Below are 22,306 nucleotides of genomic sequence, written 5' to 3'. Positions count from 1 at the left end.
GTTACCAGTTACTTACTTTTAATTTCGTGAAGCTTTAAAAATAATAAGCAGTTAGTTGAAACTGGCTACTCTCTACTATCTACTTCTCTGTGTTTTCCTTTCTTAACTCGTGAAGGGATATTAAAGATTGACCGGGAAGCAGATTCAACCATTTCTAAAGAGAATTTTTCACTAAATCCTGTTAGACAACAGGCTAATAAAATCAATAAATTAGGTCTAATCGGGTCAATTTCTACGCCCATTGCAAAAATGATACACATAAATAAAAAATAAACTACAGCTCCAGTGATTATTCCTAACATAGGTTTAATATAATACCAGGTAATAAATTGTCTATCAAAATCTCTAAGAGAGGTTTGTTTAATAAAATTATATATCGCTGAGATTGTTGCTCCGATACCACCCCAAATGTAATATTCACCAGGAACCCCAAGCACGATAAATCGCCCAAATCTAAAGATTATTATTGGGATAAGGATTAATAAGACAGATAGCCAGATAAGTTCATATAAAATTATTCTTCGACCACAGGCTTGTTGAAGTTCTTTACTTTTTTTTGTTCGAGCAAAGATGGATTTGGTCAAAGTAATGTAATATTCCGTTTCTACCTGGTCATCCAGGCTCAGGGCAACTCTTGCCTGACATAAGTATTGAAGGTATTCTTCCGCAATAGTTTTTGTCTCTGCCTCATCTATGACCATATTATGAAGTTGTTCTATTTCATACTCATATCTTCTTTTTAATTGGTTATCCATTTTCATACAAAATATAATACTAAATCATTTGTTATTTGTCAAGAAAAAATGTAAATCTCGTTCTGAAGAGTAAATTTTCAGGATTTTTCTTTTTAAGATACAATTTTATAATCTTTCCTTGCCTTTAGGGCGTAACCGTTCAGGTGGTAATTTACCGCAGAGACGCAGAGGAACAGAGAGGAAAATATCTTTTTTTGTATTTTTCGGTGTTTAAAAAGGTTTAAAAACAGTTAGTCGAAAGTAAGTATTAAAAGATTAATAAATAACGAAAGATCCGAAATGCACAAAAAAAGGAAATTTCTATCTCTGGTGAATAGATTTTAATTTTTTTCTCTGCGTCTCTGTGTTTCTGCGGTGAACGGTCATTTTAGGGCTAATTGAGTCAAAATATTAATTTTAGTAGGTTTTTACCAAAATAGTAGAAGAGATAAAAATTCTCGGTCAGCCTCTTGACAAACTTTTAATGAAGTAGTATACTAAAAGAGGTTTATAGGAGATATAATATTAAGGTTATACAGAAAATTGCTAAAGGAATTACTCTAATTAAAGAGATTGAAAGCAATCTGTTAAAGGATGCCCATCTTTACATATTATCAAATTTCTATGAGTTAAAAAAATCGCAGATGCACTTGGCGTCTCCTCGCTCGATGATTTAATGGAATAATATGAACAAATCATTTACCATTCATGATTTACCAAAAGATGAACGGCCTCGTGAGCGGTTAGTTAAGTTTGGCGAACAAGCACTCTCGGCTCAAGAATTGTTACAACTTATTTTAGGCCGAGGCGTCGCCGGCGAATCGGTGGCGGTCACTGCCCAAAAGTTATTAAGTCATTTTGGGAGTTTGCAAAAATTGTCAGAAGCAAGTATTGAAGAATTATCCTTAATTAAAGGAATTGGCTTGGCAAAAGCCGCCCAAATAAAAGCCACTTTTGAAATTAGCCGTCGGCTTTCAACTCAAGCCCCGTCATATAGAAGCAAAGAGCTTACCGACCCAGAGAAAGTTTATCGGCTGGTAAAAAGCAAACTTAAAGATTATCATAAAGAACATTTTTATATCATCGCTCTTAATAGTAGAGGCCACTCAATCGCAGAAGTTTCAGTTGGGAGTTTAAACACAAGCATTGCCCATCCACGCGAGGTCTTTGCCGAAGCAATTAAAAGTAAGGCCGCTTCGGTTATATTTGCTCATAATCACCCATCAGGCGACCCCGAACCATCGGAAGATGATTTAGTGATTACAAAAAAATTAGTGGAATCTGGCAGAATTTTAGACATAGAAGTATTTGACCATATTATTGTAGTTAAAGACGGCTTCTTTAGTTTCAGAAATAAGGGATTAATCTAAAATTATGGCAAAAGAAAATAAAAAATTAGAGATTGAAAATTTGAAAGCAGAAGTTGAGCGGCTGAAAAAGGAATTGAAGAAAAGGAAAAAATACGGGCTTGTTTGGGAAGAAAAACCAGAAGAAGTGGTTGAGATGTGCAAAGAGAAACTGCCGGTGTTGAAAGAAGTTAAGGATAAAGAAATTATTACCGATAAAAATAAGCCAGTAAATTTATTGATTGAAGGTGATAATTATCATGCCCTCTCTGTTTTGAATTACACCCACCCTGGTAAAATAGATGTCATATACATTGACCCTCCATTTAATACAGGGGCAAGAGATTGGAAGTATAACAATGACTATGTTGATATTAACGATGCGTGGAGACACAGCAAGTGGTTAAGTATGATGGGGCATAGACTGCGATTGGCAAGAAATTTATTAAAAGAAAACGGCGTGTTTGTCTGTGCAATTGATGATAATGAATTTTACCGATTGGGATTATTACTGGAAGAAATTTTTAAAGGATTTGAAATTCATTGTATAACAATAGTGCATAATCCAAGAGGAGTTCAAGGAAATAATTTTTCATATACCCACGAATATGCGTATTTTGTTTTTAGGAAAGGATTGAGAGTTATAGAAAAGAGAAAAATACAGCCTAAAGATATAGATTGGAGGAATTTAAGGGATAACGGCGGTGAATCGTTAAGAACAGACGCCAAGAACTGTTTTTATCCGATCATCGTAAAAGATGATGAGGTTATTGGTTTTGGGGATGTTTTACCCAATGAGAAACACCCAAAATCGCAGACAGAAAAAGTTGGTGATGCTTATTATATTTATCCCATTGATAGAAACAAAATTGAAAGGAAATGGCGATATGCAAGACAAAGCATAGAAGAAGTTAAAAATTTATTGAGAACAAGAAGAACAAGAACAGGTTATGAAATTGAAATTGGTAAGGATTTTGGAACAGTTAGAACAGTATGGCAAGATAGTCGTTATGATGCCAATGAATACGGGACAAAATTGGTCCACGCTTTAGTGCCGAATACCCATTTTGATTTTCCAAAATCTATTTGGAATACCTACGATTGCATAGCTCCAATTTTATATTCAAGAAAAAATGCCATCGTTTTAGATTATTTTGCGGGTTCGGGAACTACTGCTCATGCTCTTTTGTTGCTTAATAAAGAAGATAGTGGCGAAAGAAAATTTATCCTTTGTACAAATAACGAAAATGACATTGCTGAAGAAGTATGCTGGACTAGAATTAAAAGAGTTATAGAAGGACATAAAGACTATCCTGATATAACAGGAATTCCAGCCAACCTTAAATATTTCAAAACCGATTTTGTTGATTATGATGAGCCAACGGACAGCAACAAAATTAAACTCACCCAACAGGCAACAGAAATGCTTTGTGTTAAAGAGGGAACTTTTGAAAAGGTATTAGATAACGAAAGATTTAAAGTTTTCAAAAATTCAGACTACTATACTGGCATTATTTGGGACCAAACAGCAATTCCGGCTTTCAAAAAAGCGATTAAAGACATAAAAGGAAAATTCAGCGTCTATGTTTTCTCTTTGGGCGATGAAACTTTTGATGATGAGTTCAAAGATGTAAAACAGAAAGTCCAATTATCGCCAATCCCCGAAGCAATTTTACGGGTTTATAGAAGGATTTTTAAGTAAAGTTATGATTAATCCCACAAAAGCCGACAAAATTATTACCGGTATATTAGAATCTCCAAATGAGAGTAAATCTGTTGAATTTAAACCTTCTATTCCTTGGCCAAACAAGATTGATCTTATTCGAGAGAACGACAAGGTTCAAGAAATTATCAAGAGTATTCTAGCTATGTCTAATACTCGTGATGGAGGTAAGATAATTTTAGGAATAGAGAGGGACGATGAAGAAAAGAAATATTTATTAAAAGGAGTGAGCGAGGACAATTTAAAAACTTACGATCAAGATTTAATTTTTGAACATGTGAGAAACTTTGGCGAACCAGAACCTAAATTTCAAATTCTCAATATTGAATATGATAGTAAAAATTTTATAGTTTTCGCAGTTCAAAGTTTTATATTTGCTCCCATTATTTGCAAAAACAACAGAAATTTAAATCGGCTTGAAAATTCTGTTGTTTATATTAGAACCGACAAACCGGAAACAAAAAAGATTACCGAACCTTCTGAAATGAGAGAGATAATAGATTTAGCAATTGAAAAGGAATTAGCCTTGTTCTCTGTTAGAGTGCAAAGATTTTTTAAGACAATGTCAAGTGTGAAAGTGTTAAAAAGTACAAAAACTGACCAAGATAAGTTTAAAGCAGAGTTGAAGGATATCAAAGTAACTATGAACAAGGATGAAGTTATCACAAAAATAAAATCCAAGGGCTATTGGGAAATAAACATCCGCCCTAGTGTTTATAATTCACAAAGAATTGAGAAACAGAAAATAAAAGATATTGTGCAATCCGCTGTTGTTAAGCTTAAGGGTTGGGATTATCCTCATTTTAGAGATAGTGAGGGTGAACCCTATCCTACTTTAGATGGGGTTGAAAAAACTATCAATTGGTCTAATCATATTGAATTTTGGAGAATGACTAAAAGCGCTAATTTTTATCACCTTTTAGCCTTAAGAGAGGATTGGTTAAAAGATGTCGAATATAGAAATATATGGGCAAGGGGAGACGAACTTAAAGGTAAAAAATGGCTTGGTGTTCTTGGAACTTTATATACATTAACCGAAATTTTTGAATTTGCTAAACGATTAGCGACTCAAAACGTTTTTGATGAAAATTTGATTATTGAAATCAAACTTTATGATTTAAATAATCGCGAGCTCGTTGTAGATTCTTTTAATAGAATGCCTTCTAGTTTTCCACGAATGGCAAAAATTAGCGAACCATGGAATTATCATACGCAAACTTTTTCTGTCACCGATTTACTGAATAAATCAGATCAGCTTGCTCTTGAGTCATATTTAGATTTAATTTATCTGTTTCAATGGGAAAATCCACCAAGAGAAACATTTAAGAATGATATACAAAAATTTTTACAAGGACGGATTTAATCTTATGCAACTAAAAATTTATCAAGAAAACGCAATAGATGATTTATTGATAAAAGCCAAGCGGCTTTTGGGTTATTCTGGCAGTAAAAAACTTGTTTTCAAGTCGCCGACCGGCTCAGGCAAAACAATAATGATGGCGGAATTTTTGAAGCAGTTAGTGGACGACAGAGAAATCAGGCAATCTCTCGGCTTTATCTGGACGGCCCCAAGACAGCTTCATAAGCAAAGCCGAGATAAGTTAGAAAACTATTTTGAGACAAGCCGAGCGTTAAAGTGTTCCTATTTTGAGGATTTAGACGACAGGAAAATAAGCGGAAATGAGATTTTATTTTTTAACTGGGAAAGTATAAACAAAGCAGACAATATCTATATTCGCGATAACGAACAGGATTTTAACTTGTCAAAGGTATTAGAGAGGACAAAGGAAGATGTCCTGGAAATAATTTTGATTATTGACGAAGCCCATCATCACGCCACCAGCGAAATTTCGCAAGGCCTAATTCAGATGATTGGGCCGAAATTAACAATTGAGGTTTCGGCAACGCCGGTTTTAAGCGGCGACCTTTCTGTTGATGTTTTGCTTGAGGATGTCAAAAGAGACGGAATGATTAAAAAAGCGGTTATTTTGAATGATGAGTTTGAGAGTTTTATAAGACAAGGAAAAATCCAAACACAGAAATTAAGTGGTGGTAGCGAGGAATTGGTCATAGACGCGGCGATGAAAAAGAAGCAAGAATTAGTTAAAGAATTTCAAAAAGAAGGAGTTAATGTCAATCCTTTAGTTTTAATTCAATTGCCAGACAGAAAAACAAGTTTAGAGGATAGAATAAGGGAACGGGTGGAAAGTATTTTGAAAAGCAAATATAAAATCTCAACGGAAAAAGGAAACAATCGGCTAGGAATTTGGCTTTCGGGCGAACACATCAATAAAGAAGAAGTAGAAAAGATGGATAACTATGTTGAAGTTTTACTTTTCAAGCAGGCTATTGCTTTGGGCTGGGATTGTCCGAGAGCACAGATTTTAGTTTTGTTTAGAGAATGGCACAGTCCGATTTTTTCAATCCAGACAGTCGGCAGGATTATGCGTATGCCCGAACCAGATAAGGGCCATTACAAAAGCGAGATTTTGAATTATGGGTATGTTTATACCAATTTGGACAATATAGAGATTAAAGAAGACATTGCCAAAGATTACATCACGATTTACACAAGCAGGAGAAGTTTTGATCCTAAATTAAATTTAGTTTCTTGCTATCCCAAAAGACATCGTGAGAAAACGAGATTATCTCCTCTTTTTACAGAGATATTTTTAGCAGAGGCCAGGGAATATGGCTTGAAAAAGAATGTTGATATAAAGATAAGAAAAATTGATTTGAAAATCATCTCTGATTATAAAGCCGAAGATGTTGACGCTTTGGCAGGAGTTAAAATTGTTGGCGATAAGCCCATAAAAACCAGCGGTTTTGATTTACAGAAATTGCTTGATTTTTGGGTGCGCGACCACCTAACACCTTTCTATCCTGAAGACAGGTCAGTTGGCAGAGTAAAAGAATCAATTTATAAGTTTTTTGAGCAAGAATTAAAAATGTGGTATGGCGATGTTTGGGAAGAAATCGTCCAAATAGTTTTGAGCGATAAAAACTCTCAGCATTTCGTCAATGTTTTAGATAAAGTCAAGGAAAAATACAGAGAAGAAGTTGAAAAAAGAGAAAGTGAAATGGTTGAGGTGCCGGATTGGAATGTTCCGGAAACTCTATCTTTTGGCGGCGAGTATAAAAAAGTTGAAGTAAAAAAATCAATAATGATGCCGTTTTACAGCGATGAAAGATGGAAGCCGGAAACGGCTTTTATTGATTTTCTGGAAAAATCGGACAACAAGGTTGAGTGGTGGTTTAAAAACGGCGACAGAGACGCAACATTTTTTGCCATCTCTTATGACAACGGCAAAAAGAAACCCTTTTATGTTGATTTTATCGTGAAGTTGAAGGATGAAAGGATTGGCTTGTTTGACACCAAGGCTGGATTAACAAAACAGGTTGCTGGACCAAAAATTGATGGATTGTATAAGTATATTCAAAGTGAAAATAAAAAAGGCAAAAAATGTTTTGGCGGTATAGTCACCAACACCGAGCGAAATTATCGCGGACGCTGGGTTTATTTTGACAAAGCAAGCAAAGATTTTAAGAATAGCTCTTTTGAAAATTGGGTTGATTTGATATTATAAAAATTAGCTAAGAATTCCTTCCCAAAGGTATAGTCAATATTACGGCTGGAACCTAACTGAAACAGAAAGAAAAACAAACCTTCCCAGAATAAAAAATGGATTATTTCAAGGGGTTTTTGTGTGAAGATTTTTTACTCTTCAGGACTGTCAGTTAAAATCTCGTTGACAATAGGGAAAGATTTTGGTAAAATATTCTCATAATGGCAAACCCCGTTAGAAATGTGTATAAGTAGTAGAGTGAAGAGAAAGGGGGACTGAGTGTCATCCCCACCAATGAATTTTTGCCCGCCCGCTCCGTCGTCTGGGGTGGGAAGCGTTTCTGCAATTCTGCGTTAGCAGAATATCAAAACAGAAAAATTTTCGTTTCCTTAAATGAAAAAATTTTTTGTGCGGGGACGATTAAAAAGATATGTAAATGATTTATTTAGTAAAACATAAACAATCAAAAAGTTATCTATGGTAGAAAAAGATTGACAATAATTTATCTACGATTTATACTTAAAATCGTAGATTAAAAACAACCAATCTACGATTCAAAATTATGAGAAGCGGAAAATACATTAACCAATTAAAAAGTGAATTGCAATATAAGGCATTTGTGCCAGATTTCTTGCCTTTTGAAATTAAAGCCGATGAGGAACTTCAAAGTTTGCTTTCAAAAGCAGATTTGGCATTGGGTCGGCTGGATGGAATTGCCGAAACATTGCCCGATGTGGATTTTTTTATTCTGATGTATATCAGAAAAGAGGCGACTTTATCAAGTCAGGTGGAGGGAACACAAGCTACCTTTACCGATGTTTTGAAAGCGGAAGCGAAAGTAGAAGATTTGGAAATCCACAAAGATGTTGATGAAATTTTGAATTATATAAAAGCAATGAATTATGGATTAGACCGTCTAAAATCGTTCCCGCTCTCTTTAAGATTGATAAGAGAAATTCATAAAATCTTGCTTGAAGGTGTAAGAGGCGAAGGAAGGGAACCGGGAGAATTTAGAAAATCTCAAAATTGGATAGGTGGGATAACTCTCCAAAGAGCATCTTTTATTCCGGCTCCGCCGCAGGAAATAATGACTTTGCTGGATAATTTTGAGAAGTTTTTGCACGATAAATCTCCTATGCCGATATTGTTAAAGACAGGGTTGCTTCATGCTCAATTTGAAAACATTCACCCGTTTTTAGATGGCAACGGAAGAATCGGACGCCTTTTAATTACATTTTATCTTTGTCAGCAAAAGGCATTAGCTAAGCCCTTGCTTTATCTTTCAGATTTTTTCAAAAAATATAGACAAGAATATTATGACCGTCTTAACGCTTTTCACGGAAAAGATGATATTGAAGGTTGGTTAAAGTTTTTTCTTGAAGGAGTAGCGGTTACCGCCGAACAGGCAGTTGAAACAAGTAAAAAGATATTGAAACTACGGGGGGATGGCTTGAATAAAATTTTATCTTTAGGAAGGTCCACTCACAAGGCGACATTAGTTTTTAATTCTCTATTTCACACACCCCTTGCGACAATAAAAGACATTGAAAGGATGACAGGACTTAAAAATCCTAATGCTTTAGCATTGGTCAATAAATTAGTTAAATTAGAAATTCTAAGAGAAATAACTGGCAAAAAAAGAAATAAAGTTTTTGCCCATCAGCAGTACATAAAATTATTTGATTAACTATGCAACTAAAAATTTATCAAGAAAACGCAATAGATGATTTATTGATAAAAGCCAAGCGGCTTTTGGGTTATTCTGGGAGTAAAAAACTTGTTTTCAAGTCGCCGACCGGCTCGGGCAAAACAATAATGATGGCGGAAATTTTGAAGAAGTAAAGAAATCAATAATGATGCCGTTTTACAGCGATGAAAGATGGGAACCGGAAACGGCTTTTTATTGATTTTTTGGAAAAATCGGACAACAAAGTTGAGTGGTGGTTTAAAAACGGTGACAGAGACGCAACATTTTTTGCCGTTCCTTATGACAACGGCAAAAAGAACCCCTTTTATGTTGATTTTATTGTGAAGTTGAAGGACGGAAGGATTGGCCTGTTTGATACCAAGGCCAGCTTAACAAAACAGATTGCTGGACCAAAAATTGATGGATTGTATAAGTATATTCAAAGTGAAAATAAAAAAGGCAAAAAATGTTTTGGCGGTATAGTCACCAACACCGAGCGGAATTATCGCGGACGCTGGGTTTATTTTGACAAAGCAAGCAAAGATTTTAAGAATAGCTCTTTTGAAAATTGGGTTGATTTGATATTATAAAAATTAGCTAAGAATTTCTCCCCAAAGGTATAGTCAATATTATGGCTGGAACCTAACTGAAACAGAAACAAAAACAAACCTTCCCAGAATAAAAAATGGATTATTTCAAGGAGTTTTTGTGCAAAGATTTTTACTCTTCAGGACTGTCAGTTAAAATCTTGTTGACAATAGGGAAAGATTTTGGTAACATATTCTCATAATGGACAAACCCCATTAGAAATGTCTATAAGTAGTAGAGTGAAGAGAAAGGGGGACTGAAACAATCAATAGTAGGTATTTCTAACGGGGCAAAAGTGAAGGTAACACTCAAAAAATTCCGATTAGTTTAAAAAAGGAGTGCCAAAGATGTTGACATCAAAAAAAGATTTGGAAAAATATCAATCTGTGACAATCACTACAGGAGAGGCGTTTTATCGGGTATTTCGGGCATTACCAAAAAAAGACCGCGTGGCTGTCACACGATATATTCTGAAAGATGAAGATATTCGACATAGTTTTGGTAAACTTGAAATCCCGAATGAAACGACCTTGAAAGCATTTGCCGAAGACAAATCTACCGTGCCTGTATTTCATTCTGTCGAAGAATTACGAAAGGATTTGTTATCTTAAAGCTGACTATTCGAAGAACAACCCAGTTCAAACGAGACATTAAACGACTTTTACTGGAGTTTCGTTAATTTAAGGAGCTATTGAGGCTATCTGAATCCTTATCAATCTGTTTATTTTGCTCAAAGATGGCAAAATTAGGCTCAAAAGCCTGATGATTTTTTTTTGCAACTTATCCTTTGAAGTTGAGTTGATAAAAAATGCTTCACCTATTTTCTTCCCTTTGTGTCCTTTGCGTTACTACTTTGTGCCCTTTGTGGTTTATCCTTTTTTTAACCGCAAAGAACGCAAAGATTAAATGAGAAAGGAATCATAGAAAATTCACGAAACTCCAGCATAGGATAATACCCATAAATAAGGCATGAGAATAATCATTCCGTTAGGAACATAATATCGGTAGGAATAGATAGACAAATCAATCAGTTCCGTAGGAACGATATATTGGTAGAAAATTTATGGAAAACCATTTACCGATATAATGTCCCTATGGGACATTAAATGAAGGATGAGGTCGAATTTTCATATTCTATTTTTCCCCATTTTATCATAAGAAATAGAGGAAGGCAAGCCAAATGGACATAATTGTCTAAAAATATAGAGAGTTATAGCACTAATTTGACATAGTGTAGCAATGGTTCACGCATAACTTGTTAATTCACTACGAGTAGTTACGAGTATTTAATTCTAAGTAAAGTTTTGAATAATAAGTGCTATATTTTTAAACTCCGTTAGGAGTGATATATTTGTAGACTATGATAATCCTTAAAGAATTCAGCTCCGTAGGAGCGAAATGTTTAACTGCACAGGTGGAAAAATTCAGGGAGTGAAGTTTTGAGGATGGTTTCCCAAATGTCACTAATTTCCTGCATAAATAGAGTCTATAGTCTTGTGTCTGATGTCCAGTGTCTGAATCACAGGAACGGTTACTGTATTTCCTTCTGCTATTTTTAAAAGGCTATTGACTATTGCCACTGCGACCGGACTTCCGCCTTTTCTTCCCACTGAGGTAATAAATGGATATTTCATATGCAGGAGCACCTCTTTTGACTCAACTGCCTTAACAAAGCCAACTGGCACACCAATAACAAGTCCAGGGGTGTAAATTCCAGCACGGATGAGTTTCATTGCCCGGTAGAGGGCTGTGGGCGCATTTCCAATGGCAATGATACCAATATTGTTATTTTTCTGTAATGCCATTTCTATTCCCATTTCTGCTTTTGTTTTATCTTCTGGAGTTTGGATTTTAGATTTTGAATGCGAAGAATGTTGCGAAGCAAAATTTTGGATTTTACAGATAACTCTTCCATGCCAGTTTTGAAGCAATCTCTTATTTATCCCTGCCTCAACCATCCTGACATCCACAAGAATATCTTTTCCCGCCTTTATTGCTCTTATCCCTGCCTCTACGGCTTCTGGGTGGAATCGTAGATTTTTAGCAAAATCAAAATCTGCACTGGCATGGATAACCCTTTTGACAATGGATAATTCAGTATCACGGAAGTTTGTTTCACCCAGTTCTTCGCCGATTATCTCAATGCTTTTCTCCTCTATTTCGTGAGATTTGAGTATTTTAATCTCACGGATATTCTTCTTTGTTCGTTCAAGGACGACTCTGGCGATATTTTCATGCACGCCCAGAGGTTCTGTGAGGATAAACTCAATCTCGTTATATCTCTTTTTTGCCTCTGTAATCATTTCGGTTATATCTTCTTCAAAATGTCTTCCCTGATAGAGGAAATAAGGATGGACAATGATTTTTTTTGCGTTCTTCGAGATGCAGGTTTTGACAGCGTCAAAGAAATCAGGCCTCTGGAACTGTAAAAATGCTATCTCAACCAATGGTATCTTACCTATCTCCTTAACCATTTGAGCCATTTGAAGGAGTGTTTTATTGGTTTCTGATAACCTGCTGCCATGTCCTAAAAGCAGGATTGCGTCCATCTCTTTAACCTCCTGATTCACCACACAGACACAAAGACGCAGAGAAAAAAATCGACCTGTGCGATTAAACTAATTCATCGCAGAGACGCAAAGGAAAAATAAATGTAAAATAGGAAATGAAAAATGGGAAATTTTAGTCCTTCGCCAGACTCATTACCTTTCAGTTATACATTTTACATTATCCATTTTACATTTAACCGCACAGGTCGAATCTTTTTGTACTTGTGTTCATTCGTTGGTTATATATTCCCTCTGTGTTCTCTGTAACTCTGTGGCTATATCCTGAACGGTTACCGATTAATAAGTGCTATAATCAGTGGCTGAATAGTTACTTTATTTCTATGTTTTCTCTGTTGCTCTGCGTCTCTGCGGTGAATTACTATCTGAACGCTTACTAATTAGTTTATTTTGGAATTATCTCCAAAAACCAGCGATTGTCTTTAAAGGTAGTTTTACCCGGGGTAAATAGTACCGGTTTTTTAAATATAGGTCCATCATAGACAAAGCTGTGATATTCGCCATTTTCGCCGCATAGGTCAATGTTCCCCAATGCCCTCAGTTCGTTGACAAACTGCTCATCTATCTCTCTACCCAACCATTCCTGTCCTATTTTGCTTGAGACAACCACGGCTCTAAAGCCAGCCTGCATAAATTCTGCAAGCATCTCCTCTCTATCTGCTTCCCACAAGGGAAATATTGGGGTTATCTCCATTTCTCGACAGACCCGCTCAATCCAATCTCGATGTTCTACAACATCAATATCGCCAAATACACCTTGAGAAACGCTCATGCCCACAGGGAGTGGGCACAAAGGAAGATGAAAATGGGTTTGATGGTTTGATGGTTCAGGTGAAATCAGGCTGAAGCCTGCGGCTACCAGCCTTCCCGAGTCCCGAACCCCGAGTCCCGAGTCCCGATTTTCAGGAGAAACACCCAGGTCTTTAATCTCAGCTATCGCCTCCTTAAACCTTTGTTCATAGGTTTGTCGGCTGGTTTTCTTCTGAACAAGCGGGATACCGATTATCTCAGCCTGGAGTTTCAATACATTTGAACCAAGTCCGTGTGAACGAGAGGAGATACCATTTTCATCCACCATATTTAAAAGATAGGTAACCTCAACTTCTTTGCTTGCCCTAACACAAGCCAATAAGCTATCCTTACCACCACTCCAGCAACAAAAAGCCTTTGTTTTAGCCATTATAGACACCGATTATTTCCTTTATAAATTCCATCTCAAGATTTTCTCGTAACAAATCAGCAAGTTTATCATATTCCTTATCTTGAGAAAATTCACCCATCACTTGTTTAATGGGCAACCCCCTTTTTTTTCTCAGCTCATTTAAGAAATTATGTCGAAATAAATGATTATCAAAAAGTCCGTGAATATAGGTCCCCCAGACATTACCCGCATAATTTACTGCTCCATCTTTAATATGCACTTTTTTGTCCCCGCGTTTGATAATTAAAAATAAATACGAACCATTAATTTTAGTTAGACCATGATGGATTTCATAACCGTTGATGAGGAGATTTCTGGTTAAATCTTTGGCTTGCACCAGATAGGTGTTCTTTTCCTTATTAAATTGCGTCTCCATATCAAGCAATCCCAGTCCTTGAACACTCTTTTTACCTTCCACGCCAAAGGTATCACGGATATTGTTGCCAAGCATCTGATAGCCGCCGCAAATTCCTACGATAACACAACCTTGCTCTGCCTTTTGTTTTATTACCTCAACAATTCCTTTCTCATAAAGAAACTCTAAATCATCGCAGGTATTCTTACTTCCTGGTAAAATAATACAGTCTGCCTTTTTTATATCATTTATATCAACGCTATACTCAAAATCCACTTCTTCCTGTTCAAAGACATCAAAATCAGTAAAGTTAGAGATATGCGGCAGCCTGACCACAACTATCTTTATTGCGTCTTCTTTAACCCTGCTTTTTTTAGGCTGGTCAAAAAACAGGGAATCTTCTTGAGGCAGTTTTATGTCATCATAATAAGGAACAACACCAACCACTTTTTTACCTGATTCTTTTTCCAGAAAACGCAGTCCATTTTTCAAAAGGGCTTTGTTGCCTCTAAATTTATTAATGATAAAACCTTTGACTAACTTTTTTTCGGACTCAGACAGAAGTTGTAATGTGCCCAATAACCAGGCAAAAATACCACCTCGGTCAATATCGCCGACTAACAATACCGGCGATTTTATTAAGCGAGCAATCCGCATATTGACAATATCGTATTTTTTTAGATTAATCTCTGCGGGTGACCCTGCACCCTCTATGACCACAATGTCAAATTCCTGTCTTAATCTATTCAGAGATTCTTTGACCTGAGGAAATATCTTTGATTTGTAGTTGTAATATTGGAATGCGGACATATTTCCGATTGGTTTGCCATAAATAATAACCTGGGAGTCAACATTACTGGTCGGCTTAAGTAATACAGGATTCATATCAACCGTAGGTTTTAATCCACAGGCTTGTGCCTGCATTGCCTGAGCCCGACCGATTTCCAGACCATCTTGAGTAACAGCGGAATTAAGTGCCATATTTTGTGCCTTAAAAGGTGCTACCTTAAATCCTTCCTGAAGAAAGATTCGGCACAACCCTGCTACCAGGACACTCTTACCCACAGCTGAGCCCGTTCCACAAATTTGAATGGTTTTTGCCTTTTTCATTATTTTATTTTACACACTGGTTATATTCAAACTGGTCACTGTTCCTTTATCCCAGCCATCCCAGAGATAGGCATCCTCTTTGCCATCTGCAATCAAACGCATGGCATAACGCACCTGTTCCTCATAAAGTTCACAGAATGCACCTCGAGTTTCCATCGCTCCATTCATCTCATAAGCCTCTGCCGGACAGGGTGAGCCGCAAAAATGTCTTATGGCACAGCGAGAACAGGGATTAATGCCTTCAATCTTTCGCTCGGTAACAAGTTTAAATGGTTTTGATGTCAGGACTTTATTAATATCGTTTTGAAAAAGATTACCACCTTTAAATTCCTTTAACCCAATAAACTCACTACAAGGAAATAAATCGCCGTTACTTGAAATGGCAAAAAAGCATCTTCCTCCGCCACAGGGTGAAATATCGCACATCAACCTTCGACCAGTTGGAGCAATAATTGCTACCAGGACATTAGCGAAGTTTGCGACCACAAGCCGTCTGCCAGTCTTTTTATAAAGTTGATATGTTTTGTCTAATGCCTTGAGATAATCCTTTGCTAAGTCAAAATCTGTGGGTTTAGACTTGCGGGCATCTGGTAGGGTGCAGCGCACCGGGTTTAGCATACAAACTGGAACTTCCAGATTATGTAAAAATTCAACTATTTTGGTCAGTGAGGACATATTTTCCTTTGTTACAGTGCAGATGACCGAATAATTTTCATAACCTTTAAGATGATTTATTGCCTTGATGACATTTTGAAAAACACCTCGTCCATCCCATGTTTTACGCAATCTGTCAGCCACCTGTGCTGTGTGGCCATCAAGAGAAAGCCCAATACTTATCTGTCTTGAAGTCAACCAGTCTATTTCTTCCTTTCCCAGCAATGTAGCGTTAGTCTGGATACCAAAGTGAAAATCATCTCCAAATCTATCAATAGCCAAAAATAGTGCTTTTTTATTAAGCAGTGGTTCAGCACCGTGAAAGACAATTTGTGCCTTCTGGTCTTTAAAATGAGCCTTTAAGATTTCAAGTGCACGCAAGACTCTCTCCGCAGACATTTGTTTGCCATTCTTCCGTAATCTTTCCGGGATGTAACAATACGAACAATTCAAATTACAGCGGTCAGTTAGATTAAAATAAACTGCAGAAGGTTTCAACCCAAACCTCAAAGCCTCCATTTCTTTAAGAAAAGATTGTTGTTTTTTACGGTATTCCTGCAAAGAAGATATGTTAGTCAGAACCTTAACCAATTGACTTTTCTTAACTAATATCCAGAAGGCCGTATCCGCAGATACCAATCCGAGATAATCTTTATGTTTAATATCTATGGGCTGAAGTGAAATTCCATCACCTGTATTAAAATAAATTCCTCGCGAACTTACCATAATTTTATTTCCTCCATTTCCTGATGTATCCTCACACACAGACACAGGGAGCACAGAGTTTTTATTTTTTTTCTCTGCGTCTCTGCGGTGAACGGTTACAAATTTGGTAATCAGGTTATCGGTAACCAGTATTACCGATAACCGATTACCGGGTCATTCATTACTTCTTATCGAGGAGAATGTAATGTGAAAGACCTGTGCCTTTAGCCTTACATTTTTTGCGAAAGGCAATAACATCTTTTTTGTCTTTGGCTTTTGGTTTTTCCATCATTTACCACCTCCTTTTAAGAGCGCTCTCGGATAAAACCTGTTCCTGACAGGTTCAGGAATTGAGTGTTGCTTTTATTAGTCTTCAACAAAAAACCCAACCTTCGCCACGAAGAAGATTGGGTTAAAATCTTTCTTTTTATTCCCTTTCCGCGAAGGTAGTTATCAAATGTAGGTAGTCGGCCGGACTCAATAATCAAAAGTCCGAACTCAGATTTATAAGGTTAAACCTTATTTTTGTGTCTTCTGTTTTTTATCTTTTGATTTTATTACCGTTGCGGGACAGTGCCTTGAATCTCACAAGGACTTCCTCTACCTACGCTGATTTTTTATTTCTTTAAGGTAACTATTCCTAAAAATCTATCCCTTTTTTACCCGTAGCAATTATAATAGCATATTTCTACACAGTTTGTCAATATTATTTTTTTTAGTAAAAAACTCTTGACATATTCTATTTTATATGTTATCATTTTATAAAAGGCTAAAAATCAGGTGGAGAAAGGAGGTGGAAAAAGATTCTTATAAATTCCAGCCATTTAGTTAATCACTAAATAGGGCTTCACGAACTTAAAAGCAAGTAATTGGTAACTAATTACCATTTACCAATTACCAAAGATAAGGAGGTTGACAGATGAATTTAAAGTTAATAACAAGTATAGTTATAGGATTAATGCTGTCCTGTCAGTTAGTCTTTGGACAGGATGCAGAGTTATCGGCAATAAAAAAGGCAATCAAGTCAAAAGGAACAAGTTGGACAGCAGGAGAAACAGATGTTTCCAAACTCTCTAAAGAGGCAAGAAAAAGGTTATGCGGGGCAATAATTGTTCCTCAAACCAAACCATCAATCACGGTAAAATCTACAAAGGTTTTACCCGATATCTGGGACTGGCGAAATGCAAATGGATATAACTGGACGACCCCTATTCGCAATCAGGGGGCTTGTGGAAGTTGTGTTGCCTTTGGGGCGATTGGTGCTTTAGAGCCTTTAGCGCGTATCGAAGCAAATAACCCACTTCTATCTATTGACCTTTCAGAACAACACTTGTTTTCCTGTGGTGGTGGGTTATGTGACTACGGATGGTATCCCTCATCGGCGGCAAATTATCTGAGAGACTCCGGAACTCCTGATGAGGCGTGTTATCCCTATATTTCAGGTAATGGTAATGATTATCCCTGTGCAAATACCTGTCCTGATTGGGAAGATAGGGTTACACAAATTAGTCAATGGAATTGGGTGACAAATAATGTGGATAGCATCCGCGGGGCACTATTTCAAACACCTTTATCCACGACAATGGCAGTATATACTGATTTCTTTTTCTACGAGAGTGGAGTCTATGAATACTCATGGGGAGTTCTTGAAGGATACCACCAGATTGCTTTTGTTGGTTACAACAACATAGAAGGATATTGGATATGCAAGAATAGCTGGGGAACAGGCTGGGGTGAAGATGGTTGGTTTAGAATAAGATATGGAGAGTCTTCAATTGGCAACAGCACAATCCTTATGTCAGGCACAACACCACCTCAAGCACTATCACTGGATATTATTCTAAACGGTGCGACCTTTACCACAGGAAATATCTTAACTGCTAACGCCCATGTGACTAACGATGATACAGCTGATGTCCTTGATGCAAAGGTATGGGTTAAGTTTCCAGATAATTCGTTAATATCTATACTTAACCTGCCAGGGGTCACAATTGGTGCAAATGCTAATTTTGAAGCACCATTATTAAGTTATACCCTCAATGGTAGTGAACCTCATGGTAACTATGAATTTGGCGGGAGATTCTTACATTATATCACCGGCGATATTGTTTGTGAAGATATCGAACCATTTTCTGTTTATTAAGACAATAATCTGACCTAGTAACCGTTCACCGCAGAGACACAGAGACGCAGAGAAAAAATTAAAAACTATTTACCATAAGCTTCATTCCATCTCTGATTTTCCTCAGAGCAAGCTTTTGAGGACCAACATCTCATGATTGATTAACAATTTGGTTTTGATGTCCTATGTATTGCAATGAGTGCCTCAATAATCTTTTCTCTTATCTGATTTATTTCCATGTCTTCTCCGTTCCCCTGCGTCTCTGCGGTAAATTACCACCTGAACGGTTACGGCATTCATTACCAGAAGTGACAGACTTCATTTATTCTTTGAAGAATATCTTTTATGTCCCGATAGAGGATGGAATCATCTGGGAGGTCAAAGACTGATTTGCCAACAGTTTCATATTCAGAAATGGAAGGGTCAAAATGAATACTGCCGGCAAAGGGGAGTTTATGATTTTCAATCTCTTTAATGAAGTTAGACGGAAGGTCTTTTGCCTCTCGATTAATGATAAAGAATGTATGCTTAACCTCGTTTTCAAGTTTTCTAATCAATTCATTTGTTCTAATTGCGGCGATTAATCCTTTTGGGGATGAGTCTGAGATAATCAACATCACATCTACCTTATCATCTGTTTGTCGGCTGATATGTTCCATCCCGGCTTCATTGTCAATGACAACATATTTATAATTTGAGGTAATTTTTTTCAGCATATCTCTTAAATTACTATTTGCGGAACAATAACATCCTTTTCCCTCAGGGCGGCCTATTGTCAACAAATCAAAGGAATTACTTTCCACCAGAGCTAGATTGACTTCCAGTTCAAAATACTCTGCCAGACTCATATAAGCAGGTCTTTTTCCTATTTCTGGTCGTGCCTCTTCTCGGATTTCACCAATGGTGCGATGAACATCTACGCCAAGAGTAATATTCAAATTCATTGATGGGTCGGCATCAACAGCCAGAATAGGGACACAATTTTGCTCTTTAAGAAATCTGACTATAAAGCCGGCAATAGTTGTCTTTCCGACACCGCCTTTACCCGCAACAGCAATAACTTTAGCCATAAAATTACCTCCTGAAATAATCTCATAGAGTAAGTATTAACCAAAAGTTCACATTAGTATTGTTGATAGTTGATGGTTGATAGTTAATGGTTGATGGTTGATAGTCTATGAAACTATAAACTATCAACTATAAACTATAAACTATCAACCATCAACCCTGTTGCTATATCTGTTCTATGAGAAATTTTCGTTAATAACTACTATAGAGCGCGACTAAACTTTAATCCTCGGAAATACAGATTCCGCACGATTGATTTTCGTGCCGGGTTTTAATATACCCCACTGGCTTAATTCATTAGTCCCACTTATATTTTCTTCCAGACCCAATTGTTGCCAGATTTTTGTTGCTGAATCTGGCATAAAAGGTGAAATATAGATAGTTATAAATCTAATTGACTCGGCTAAATCATAAAGAATATCATTTAATTTGTCATCTTTAGTTTTAGCTAAATTCCAGGGTGCGGTTTCGTCTATATATTTATTGCAGGCACGAATTAATTTAAAAATATGGTCTAAAGCGATATGAAATTGTAGATTATCAAAAGCAGTATCAACTTGCGGAAGAAGTCCTAATGTCATATCTTTTAATTTTGAGGTTTCATTTGACGGTTGTGGCACTGTGCCTTCGGTATATTTTTGAATCATGGCTAAAGTCCTTGAAACAAGGTTACCAAGGTCGTTAGCTAAATCACTATTTATTCGATGAATTAATCCTTCGTAAGAGTAATCGCCATCTAATCCAAAAGGGACTTCTCGAAGTAAAAAATACCTGTAACAATCCACACCTACTTCATCAATGACTTTATTTGGGTCGATGACATTACCAACTGATTTTGACATCTTTTTACCTTCGATAGTCCACCAACCGTGAGCAAAGACCTTCTTAGGTGGGTTAATACCAGCCGAGATAAGCATTGCTGGCCAGATAATCGCATGAAACTTTAAGATATCTTTACCAATAATATGAACATCAGCTGGCCAGTAATGATTGAATTTTTCTTCATCAAGTCCAAAGCCACAGCCAGTAATGTAATTAATTAACGCCTCAAACCAGACATAGATAACATCAAATGCCCCTTCAATTGGCACTTTAATTCCCCAATCAAATGTCATTCGGCTGATGCTCAGGTCTTTTAAACCCTCTTTAATAATATTAATTACCTCATTCCTTCTAAATTCTGGCTGGATGAAATCAGGAGTAGAATCGATATATTTTAATAATGGCTCTTGATATTTCGATAATCTGAAGAAATAGCCTTCTTCAGCCAGCCATTCTGGTTGTCTATTACAAGAAGGGCATTTACCTTCTATTAACTGACCTTCGGGGATATAAGTTTCGCAAGGGGTGCAATACCAACCTTCATATTTACCGCGGTAAATATCCTGGTTTTCATAGATTATTTTAAAAAGACGCCAGGCGGCATTTTTATGGCGAGGTTCAGTGGTTCGGATAAAATCGTCATAAGAGATATTAAGTCTTTCCCAGAGTTCTTTAAATCTAACGACCACATTATCGGCTAATTCTTGAGGGGATAGTCCTTGTTCTTTAGCCGCCCGCTCAATCTTCTGGCCATGTTCATCTGTGCCAGTCAGAAAAAAGACATCGTAGCCTCGTAACCTCTTATATCTGGCTAATGTATCTGCCGCAACATTGGTATAAGAATGACCAATATGTGGTAAATCATTAACATAATAAAGCGGAGTAGTAACATAGTATTTCATTCTTTACCACCCTTTACCAATGAGAAAGAATGTACCTCTTTCAAGGGAAAAGATAGAGAGCCTGCATCTCCTTCTAATTTCACAATAATTTGTTCTCGCATAACATCTATACCCTGGACAGTTCCTATTCCTTTTGGCGTAGTTACTTTTGTTCCGCATCTTGGTGCTTGTTTACGGAATTTAGCATAAATCGGATATTCATAAGCCAGACAACACATTAATCTACCACAAACACCAGATATTTTACCTGGTGTGAGGATAAGATTTTGTTCTTTAGCCATTTTGATTTGAACAGAATCAAATTCTTTTAAGAAAGTTCCACAACATAATTCCCGACCACACCAACCACATCCACCACACAATTTAGCCTCATCCCGAACACCAATCTGCCGTAACTCAATCCTGATTTTAAGGTGATGCACCAAATCTTTGACTAATTGTCGAAAATCTACCCTTTCTTCAGCCGTGAAATAAAAAATGATTTTTTTGCCATCTATGGTATAATGAGTAGTAACAAGCTTCATAGATAGCTCCTGTTCTTTAATTTTTTGTTTACAAAAAAGAAAAGCGGCCTTTCCCTTTGCCCTATTTTCTCTTACCTTGTTCCAATCCTCGCGAGTCGCCAGTCTGATAACTTTAGGCAGGGGTTTAGAGCCTTTAGCCTTTTCAATTATTTTAGGCATTTGTATTACTTTAGCTAAATCTATTCCTCGGTCTATTTCTACGATACAACAATCCCCATGTTTCAACTCAAGATTATTTATATCATAGTAATAAATTTTATAATCCTTTTGGAATTTTATTCCCGCAACCTCAATCATCTTGTTAAACCTTCCTTTTTACTATAGTTTCGTGATTTTTTAGAAGATTGAAATCCCCTGAAAACACAAGGAAGAGGAATTATTGCAAAGTTATGGCTAAACCATGAATTGCAAAAAATAGTGTAGTGAATTACAAAATTCCAAATCACAAATTCCAAATTACAAATAAATTCCAATGACCAAAAATCAAAATTCCAAACAAAAGAAAGAGAAGTGCTTTTCAATGAGGCAATAGAATTAAAGAAAAGTTATATTCCCCTCTTGAGAGGGGTTAGAGGTGTGTCCTTCAATTATTGAAAAACCTAAATCTGACATTATTGAGCAAAATATTCAAC

At 36.6% G+C, this 22,306-nt stretch carries 18 protein-coding genes; 9 read left to right on the top strand and 9 right to left on the bottom strand.

The window, feature by feature from the left end; translation table 11 throughout:
- Nucleotides 1-65 precede the first annotated feature (65 nt).
- Complete coding sequence (locus AB1422_01710) at nt 66-755, bottom strand: hypothetical protein (protein MEW6618063.1); 690 nt, start codon at nt 753-755, stop codon at nt 66-68.
- 665 nt (nt 756-1,420) lie between these two features.
- On the opposite strand from AB1422_01710, the gene radC reads away from it, so the two are divergent.
- The 8 genes from radC (at nt 1,421) to AB1422_01670 (ending at nt 10,255) form a co-directional block, all read left to right on the top strand.
- A complete protein-coding gene (gene radC / locus AB1422_01705; protein MEW6618062.1) occupies nt 1,421-2,104 on the top strand; it encodes a DNA repair protein RadC in 684 nt (227 codons plus the stop codon).
- A 4-nt stretch (nt 2,105-2,108) separates the two neighbouring features.
- Entirely contained in the window at nt 2,109-3,782 is a 1,674-nt protein-coding gene (locus AB1422_01700; GenBank protein ID MEW6618061.1) for a site-specific DNA-methyltransferase, read from the top strand.
- Nucleotides 3,783-3,786: 4 nt separating this feature from the next.
- Nucleotides 3,787-5,166 carry an ATP-binding protein gene (locus AB1422_01695; protein ID MEW6618060.1) on the top strand — a complete coding sequence of 460 codons (1,380 nt, stop codon included), beginning with the start codon at nt 3,787-3,789 and terminating at the stop codon, nt 5,164-5,166.
- A gap of 4 nt (nt 5,167-5,170) precedes the next feature.
- A complete protein-coding gene (locus tag AB1422_01690; protein MEW6618059.1) occupies nt 5,171-7,390 on the top strand; it encodes a DEAD/DEAH box helicase family protein in 2,220 nt (739 codons plus the stop codon).
- A 541-nt stretch (nt 7,391-7,931) separates the two neighbouring features.
- Entirely contained in the window at nt 7,932-9,056 is a 1,125-nt protein-coding gene (locus AB1422_01685) for a Fic family protein (GenBank protein MEW6618058.1), read from the top strand.
- A 2-nt stretch (nt 9,057-9,058) separates the two neighbouring features.
- Nucleotides 9,059-9,211, top strand: coding sequence for a DEAD/DEAH box helicase family protein (locus AB1422_01680; protein ID MEW6618057.1), 153 nt, complete (start codon nt 9,059-9,061; stop codon nt 9,209-9,211).
- 30 nt (nt 9,212-9,241) lie between these two features.
- Nucleotides 9,242-9,646 carry a hypothetical protein gene (locus AB1422_01675; protein MEW6618056.1) on the top strand — a complete coding sequence of 135 codons (405 nt, stop codon included), beginning with the start codon at nt 9,242-9,244 and terminating at the stop codon, nt 9,644-9,646.
- Nucleotides 9,647-9,991: 345 nt separating this feature from the next.
- Nucleotides 9,992-10,255, top strand: coding sequence for a hypothetical protein (locus AB1422_01670; protein MEW6618055.1), 264 nt, complete (start codon nt 9,992-9,994; stop codon nt 10,253-10,255).
- Nucleotides 10,256-11,107: 852 nt separating this feature from the next.
- On the opposite strand, the gene AB1422_01665 is transcribed toward AB1422_01670, so the two are convergent.
- The 5 genes from AB1422_01665 to cbpA all read right to left on the bottom strand — a co-directional run bounded on the left by AB1422_01665 (nt 11,108) and on the right by cbpA (nt 16,528).
- Nucleotides 11,108-12,193 carry a precorrin-8X methylmutase gene (locus tag AB1422_01665; protein MEW6618054.1) on the bottom strand — a complete coding sequence of 362 codons (1,086 nt, stop codon included), beginning with the start codon at nt 12,191-12,193 and terminating at the stop codon, nt 11,108-11,110.
- Nucleotides 12,194-12,596: 403 nt separating this feature from the next.
- A complete protein-coding gene (locus AB1422_01660; GenBank protein MEW6618053.1) occupies nt 12,597-13,391 on the bottom strand; it encodes an ATP pyrophosphatase in 795 nt (264 codons plus the stop codon).
- A complete protein-coding gene (locus tag AB1422_01655; protein ID MEW6618052.1) occupies nt 13,384-14,877 on the bottom strand; it encodes a cobyric acid synthase in 1,494 nt (497 codons plus the stop codon). Before AB1422_01655 ends, AB1422_01660 begins: the two co-directional genes overlap by 8 nt.
- A 9-nt stretch (nt 14,878-14,886) precedes the next feature.
- Entirely contained in the window at nt 14,887-16,257 is a 1,371-nt protein-coding gene (gene cbpB, locus AB1422_01650) for a peptide-modifying radical SAM enzyme CbpB (GenBank protein MEW6618051.1), read from the bottom strand.
- 160 nt (nt 16,258-16,417) lie between these two features.
- Nucleotides 16,418-16,528, bottom strand: a complete 111-nt coding sequence (cbpA, locus tag AB1422_01645; GenBank protein MEW6618050.1) for a modified peptide precursor CbpA — start codon at nt 16,526-16,528, stop codon at nt 16,418-16,420.
- A gap of 627 nt (nt 16,529-17,155) precedes the next feature.
- On the opposite strand from cbpA, the gene AB1422_01640 reads away from it, so the two are divergent.
- Nucleotides 17,156-18,379, top strand: a complete 1,224-nt coding sequence (locus AB1422_01640; GenBank protein ID MEW6618049.1) for a C1 family peptidase — start codon at nt 17,156-17,158, stop codon at nt 18,377-18,379.
- Between the two features lie 278 nt (nt 18,380-18,657).
- Here AB1422_01640 and AB1422_01635 read toward each other — a convergent pair whose 3' ends face one another.
- The 3 genes from AB1422_01635 to AB1422_01625 form a co-directional block, all read right to left on the bottom strand.
- Nucleotides 18,658-19,428: an AAA family ATPase gene (locus AB1422_01635; protein MEW6618048.1), complete on the bottom strand. Its 771-nt coding sequence runs from the start codon at nt 19,426-19,428 to the stop codon at nt 18,658-18,660.
- A gap of 213 nt (nt 19,429-19,641) precedes the next feature.
- A complete protein-coding gene (gene metG / locus AB1422_01630) occupies nt 19,642-21,150 on the bottom strand; it encodes a methionine--tRNA ligase (GenBank protein ID MEW6618047.1) in 1,509 nt (502 codons plus the stop codon).
- On the bottom strand, nt 21,147-21,971 hold the full coding sequence (locus tag AB1422_01625; protein ID MEW6618046.1) for a stage 0 sporulation family protein: 825 nt from the start codon (nt 21,969-21,971) through the stop codon (nt 21,147-21,149). Before AB1422_01625 ends, metG begins: the two co-directional genes overlap by 4 nt.
- Nucleotides 21,972-22,306: the final 335 nt, after the last annotated feature.

Source organism: bacterium (assembly GCA_040757115.1).
In the GTDB taxonomy this organism is placed as follows: domain Bacteria; phylum UBA9089; class CG2-30-40-21; order CG2-30-40-21; family SBAY01; genus JBFLXS01.
The sequence above is the reverse complement of the archived record's forward strand: the minus strand, read 5'-3'. Positions and strand labels throughout refer to the sequence as shown.